The organism is Moorena sp. SIO3I6 (assembly GCF_010672095.1).
The window spans coordinates 1-2438 of record NZ_JAAHHU010000690.1 but is presented as its reverse complement, the minus strand read 5'-3'; the positions used below and the strand labels follow the sequence as shown (position 1 = coordinate 2438).

At 41.9% G+C, this 2438-nt stretch carries 1 protein-coding gene; it reads right to left on the bottom strand.

Annotated elements, in window-relative coordinates; genetic code table 11:
• The coding region (locus tag F6K49_RS41460) for a tetratricopeptide repeat protein (protein WP_293106969.1) at window positions 1-2438 on the bottom strand (2438 nt) is incomplete at both ends.

Below are 2438 nucleotides of genomic sequence, written 5' to 3'. Positions count from 1 at the left end.
TCCAATACTTTGCTCCCCTTGGCTGAGTAAGTGGAGGGCTTGGGTTGTGTCTGGAGTATTTCTGGCTAGGAGGCGTTGGCTATTACCAATGTTTCGATACCGATTAGCAATATATTCATTTTGACCGATTTGTTGATGGAGATTTAGGCTTTGCTGGTAATGGTCAATGGCTTTGGTGTAATCGTCTAATTTTCGATAACAATCACCTAGCCAACACCACTGATTGGCTACATCCTTTTGTTTATCCAACTGGTGATAAAGGTCACGGCTTTGTTGGTAGTATGCGATCGCATCGGAATACTTACCCCAAGCTTGATAGATTCTACCGAGCTGACAGTAGGCTAATGCTATCCACGGTTGGTGATAAAGCTGCTGAATGATAGCTAAGTCTTGGAGTTGACAATCCACAGCTTCTTGATATCTGCCCGATTCTCGATAACAATCAGCTAGCCAATACCATGAATCGGCGACATCTTTTTGTAAATCCAACTGGTGATAAAGGTCACGGCTTTGTTCGTGGTATCGTATAGCTTGCTCATACTTACCCCAATCTTGATAAATTCTACCAAGCTGATAGTAAGCTAATGCTACATCTGATTGGTCATCAAGCTGCTGACGCATTTCTAAGTCTTTAAGTTGACAATCGACCGCTTGCTGATATTTACCCCAGTCTCGATAACAATCAGCTAGGTTATACCACTGATTGGCGACATCTTTTTGTTTATCCAACTGGTCATAGATGTCAAGGCTTTGTTGGTAGTATGCGATCGCTTGATCATACTTACCCCAATATTGATAGATTATACCTAAGTTCCAGTAGGCTAATGCTATCCTTGGTTGGTCATCAAGCTGCTGAGGCATTTCTAAGTCTTTGAGTTGACAATCAACAGCTTGCTGATATCTGCCCCAGTTTCGATAACAAAAAGCTAGCAAAAACCACTGATTGGCGACATTCTTTTGTTTATCCAACTGGTCATAGATGTCAAGGCTTTTTTGGTGGTATGCGATCGCTTTATCATAGTCTTCCTTTTTCCGGTAACAGGTAGCTATTACCCAAGCAATGTAACCTTTGATTGAACTATTTTGCTGTTGATTAATATCCTCTAAAATCCTAATAGCCTGATCATAGTTATCCGGGCGGATGTAAGACAGTGCTGTTACAATTTCTATGGCTTGTTGACTTCGCTGATCCCGAATCGGATGTTGTCTGGTTGCTTCCAGAGCTGGGGTCATTTCTTCCCCTAGTTCTGTCACCAAATCTATAAGATTATCCAATAGTCTAGGCTCTGGCTGGTTAACTAGCTGTTTAATAAATTCATTTACACCACTAACTAAGGTTTCTCCAGCTTGACCACAACCTAAGTATAAACTCCCTAAGTGAGTCTTTACCCATCTCTTTTCACTTAGGTTTATAGTATTCGTTAAATTATTAGCCGCTTCTTTGAGACACTTAATTACTTCATCCTTCTGATTAAACCTTTCAATATCCCGTAGCCTGCTCAACAATACCTTAATCGTTTCTTTATTATCGAAGTATTCATCTAACCCCAAGTAAGTCGAGACTAACTGCTGAATCACCCTGGCTCGAATCTTACTGTTGACATCAACATCAGCCAAAACTTGACCGGCAAACAGTAAATCCTGCAATACCGATGGTGACTCCTGATATGAAACCGTTGAATCTTCCCCTAAGACTGGCCAAACTAAAACCACATCTTTTGATGGGCGTTGCTGAATTGAAGTATGAATGCGCGATTGTTTGGTGTTGGTCAAGCCCCCTAAATCCCCCAGCGAGCAATCCCTCGCTGGGGGACTTTGAGAGTTTTGTTCCCCCCAAAATTGGGGGGCTAGGGGGGCAAAATCATACTTAGAATCACCAACGCCCTTTGATAAATTCTTTCTAATCTTAATTTCCCCATAGTCAATCCTAGGATCATAGTCATCTAAGGGTTTAAACAACTTTGGAACTAACTTATTAATCCGTCTGGGATTCTCACTCCCCAAATACCCTAACGCTAACAAAATTGGTTCATGCCAACGGGCTTCATATCGATGGGAATTAATAATATCGAGAATATCACTAACATCATTATCAGCAATATACCGAGCAGCAAAATATTCTTCAAAGGTTAGATGCATAAACCCATAACTACCAGGGGCACGTTCGACAAACAAACCGGTTGTTTCTCTGACCCTCAGCAAAAAATCATTAATTTGCGACTGCACGCTCTGGGAATCTGGGTCCTCATCATTCAACTCCCCATGGATTTCGGCTAGTTTTTCTCTAACCTCTGCTTCACTGACTAATCCCGAGGGTTTGTGTTCATGCATCCAGTAAGCCAAGGGAGCCAACAGTGCCATCACCTGACTTTCTTTGAGCACTACGGTCTCAACACCAGGCAATTTTTTGCTCAATTGCCAATCTTCGGTCAAGGTCT